Genomic DNA, 3,635 nt, shown 5'->3' with positions numbered 1-3,635 from the left:
CGAGTACTGCTTCCGGGTCTTGCGCTTGATCCCTTTGACCAGCTTGTCGGCCGCGTCCTTGGATGTTCCGGATTTCTGGCTCATCTTCGCTCCTTGGTGGCTGCGATGATCCAGAAATCCTCCGTTACGAAAACCTCAAATCTGTCCCACAGGTGCTGACGTCAGACAGGGAACGACAAGGGCAACGCGGAAGGGCTGGTCGGCTTCTCCCGCCGCAACTTCATGGTGCCGGTCCCGCGGTTCGCGACTTGGGATGCGTTTAACGCCGACCTGGAGGCGCAGTGCCGCAAACGCCAGTCGGTTGTCCTGCGCGGCCAGTCCGAGACGATCGGGGAACGGCTCGCCCGCGATCTGGAAGCGATGTCCGACCTGCCGGCGGCCCCGTTCGATGCCTGCGACCAGGCCACCGGGCGGGTCAGTTCCCAGGCCCTGGTGCGCTACAAGACGAACGATTACTCGGTGCCGGTCGCCTATGGCCACCGCGACGTCTGGATCCGGGGCTATGTCGATGAAGTGGTGATCGGCAGCGGCGGCGAGGGTGAGCCACAGTGTCGCCACCGGTTCGAGACACATGGCGAACGCCCGTCATCCGCGATGCCATGACCGCGAGGACACGGTCTTCGATCCGGTGCATTACCTCCCGCTGATCGAGCGTAAGAGTGAGCCATTGGAACGCCATTGGTCCGAGAGACAATGGCGAACGCCCTCGATCAGGCGGCACCCTTGGCTGAATGGGACCGCCGCCCGAGTTCGCGACCCTGCGCCGCCTGATGGAGGCACGGATGAGCAAGGCCGGGCGCCGCGAGTATGTCCAGGTGCTGCGCCTGCTCGAGATCTTCGACATCGACGATCTGCATGTCGTCGTGACGAAGGCGCTACAACTGGGAGCGGTTGGGTTGGATGCCGTCAAACATCTCGTCCTCTGTCAGGTCGAAAAACGGCCACCGAAGCTGGACCTCGACGTCTATCCCTACCTACCGCGCGCCGACGTCGCGACGACGTCGGCGGCCAGATACATGTCGCTGCTGTCGAGGGATGCAGCATGACCGCGGCCCCGAAGATCCTGCTCGCGGATCATCTGAAGACGCTGAAGCTGCCCACCTTCCTGCGGGAGTATGAAAAGCTGGCCCGCCAGAGCGCCGCCGAAGGGCAGGACCATGTCCAGTTCCTGGCCCGTCTGGTCGAGCTGGAGCTGCCCGGCGGCGTGCGCCGCCAATAACAAATATGCGCGCCTTTGGCGCGACCGCGAACGGCGAATGGTGGAGCGCCGCTTCAAGGCCGCGAAGTTCCCGACGACCAAGAGCCTCGACAGCTTTGACTTCAAGTCGATCCCCAAGCTGAACAAGATGCAAGTTCTGGAACTTGCCCGCTGCGAATGGATCGACCGGCGCGAGAATGTCATCGCCCTTGGCCCGGTTCGCCATTGTCACTCGGACCAATGGCGCGACATGGCTCACCACGGGCAAGACGCATGTGGCCCTCGGGCTTGGACTGGCGGCCTGCCAGAAGGGCATGTCGGTCGGCTTCACCACCGCGGCCGCACTGGTCAACGAGTTGCTGGAAGCGCGTGATGAACGCCGCCGCCTGCGCGTCCAGAAACAGATGGCCAGCGTCAAACTGCTCATCATCGACGAACTGGGCTTCGTGCCGCTGTCCAAGACCGGCGCCGAACTCCTGTTCGAGTTGATCCCGCAGCACTACGAGCGCAGCTCCACGATGATCACCAGTAACCTGCCATTTGACGAATGGACCGGAACATTCGGCACCGAACGCCTGACCGGCGCTCTGCTCGATCGGCTGACCCACCACGTCAACATCATCGAGATGAACGGTGAGAGCTACAGGCTTGCACAAAGCCGCGCCCGAAAGGCCCAAGCCCCAAACTGATCATTCAAAACGGGATTGGCCCTGCGGGCCAATGCGCCATGGCCACGCGCTACGCTATTTGGGGGCTGCGCGCGTGGCCATAACCTTGAGACAGCTCCTGTTCCCGACGTGCTATGGCAAGGAGTTCATCGCCAAGGCCGTGGGGGACTGGATCGCGGCCGCCGGCGCCAAGACGGCATACATCGAGCCGGGATCACCCTGGGAGAACGGCGACTGCGAAAGCTTCAACGCCCGCTTTCGCGACGAGCTGCTCGACGGTGAGATCTTCTACAGCCTGCGCGAGGCGCAAGTCCTGATCGAACAATGGCGCATCCACTACAACACGATCAGGCCGCACAGCGCTCTGGGCTACCGCCCACCCGTGCCGGAAAGCATCGTGCCAATGGACCAGAGGCCGACGATGCACCAACACTCAAACCGGACCACCCAATGGGGGGGCACGCCAGTGGTCGCCGGAAGCAAGGGGATAAGCCTTCAGTCTATTCCTGTTGGTGGACCACTTTCAGGCGGCTACTCCAGACTGAGATCAGCTTCCGGCAGGCAGGGCAGATACGGACATATGAGAATTCAACTTGCATGGACAGCCACTATATTATAGGGCAACGGAACGAGCGGGCGAGTTGGCGGAGTGGCTACGCAGCGGATTGCAAATCCGTGTACACCGGTTCGATTCCGGTACTCGCCTCCATTTCATTCTAAATCATAGGGTTAGTGGCTGAACAGTCGGGTGTGACACAAAGTGGGACACACGCCCTATGATGCTGTCATCCTATCTAAGCCCCTCAAGACACGGGATTTACTACTTCCGCTGGCCTATCCGTCCGTCCTTAGAGGGAAAGCGGACCACCGTTCGCATCTCTTTGCGCACCCGTTGCCCAGATCGGGTTAGCGATTTGGCCCGTCATCTTGCATCCTGCGGGCGAATACTGCGCGAGAACAATGCATTGGCGGGACTGAGACAAAGCGAGATACGCGAGAAGGTGCAAGCCTACTTCAAGGCGCAACTAGACCAGTACCTTGACTGGCTGGACCGACGCGGCTTGTCGAAGAATGCCTTGGAGGACGTTCGCTGCGAGATGCTGGACCACGAAAGCTATCTCGACATGGAGATGGAGAGCGACCAGTACCTGCCCGTCAAGCCGTTCCTAAGAAAGTCGGGCCTGACGGCGCAGGACTGGCAAGCCAGCCAGCCCATGATGCAACGCGAACTTCGCAAGGGCCGCCGGGACTTGCTCAGGACCGTTCTGGAAGCCGCTGAGCGCCTTGAGCATTATTCCTATGACGATGCCCCGGCCATCACGCCTGCCGCTCCTGCGCCCGCTCTGCCAGCCTCATCGCCCTTGGGCGCGGCGGTCGATGATTTCATCGCTGAGCATTCGCGCCAATGGGTTCCCAAAACCATTGGCCAGAACCGGGCCTACCTGAACATCCTTGTCGAGTATTTCGGGCCTGACCGGCTGCTTGCCACGATCACCAAGCACGATGCGAGCGAGGTCAAGAAGGTCTTGCAGGCGTTACCGGCCAGCAGGAACACGAAGCCCAAGCTGAAAGCCATGCCGTTGATGCAGGTCGTCAAGGAAACCGGTCACAAGAAGATCGCGGCCAAGACAATCAACAGCCATATCCAGATGTTCAAGATGTTCTTTGACTGTGGCCTGCCCCTATTGGGTGGTCCGGTTTCAGTCTTAGTGCATGACGGGTCTCGGCGCCAAGGTAGATGCCTGGGGCGGGGGCGATCCGCCATCTCG

1 tRNA gene and 4 pseudogenes are annotated in these 3,635 nt (G+C 61.0%); all 5 read left to right on the top strand.

Annotation, left to right across the window (positions count from 1 at the left end):
* Nucleotides 1-168: 168 nt before the first annotated feature.
* Nucleotides 169-1,046 (top strand): annotated as a pseudogene (locus AVJ23_RS22475) (Mu transposase domain-containing protein); the annotation flags it as partial.
* Nucleotides 1,043-1,887 (top strand): annotated as a pseudogene (istB, locus tag AVJ23_RS21795) (IS21-like element helper ATPase IstB). The pseudogenes AVJ23_RS22475 and istB, both read left to right, overlap by 4 nt.
* A 115-nt stretch (nucleotides 1,888-2,002) precedes the next feature.
* A pseudogene (locus tag AVJ23_RS21790) lies at nucleotides 2,003-2,269 on the top strand (integrase core domain-containing protein); the annotation flags it as partial.
* 232 nt (nucleotides 2,270-2,501) lie between these two features.
* Nucleotides 2,502-2,575, top strand: a tRNA-Cys gene (locus AVJ23_RS21785).
* A 292-nt stretch (nucleotides 2,576-2,867) separates the two neighbouring features.
* A pseudogene (locus tag AVJ23_RS21780) lies at nucleotides 2,868-3,635 on the top strand (hypothetical protein); the annotation flags it as partial.

This window comes from Pseudoponticoccus marisrubri, assembly GCF_001482405.1.
Taxonomy (GTDB): Bacteria; Pseudomonadota; Alphaproteobacteria; order Rhodobacterales; family Rhodobacteraceae; genus Pseudoponticoccus; species Pseudoponticoccus marisrubri.
The sequence above is the reverse complement of the archived record's forward strand: the minus strand, read 5'-3'. Positions and strand labels throughout refer to the sequence as shown.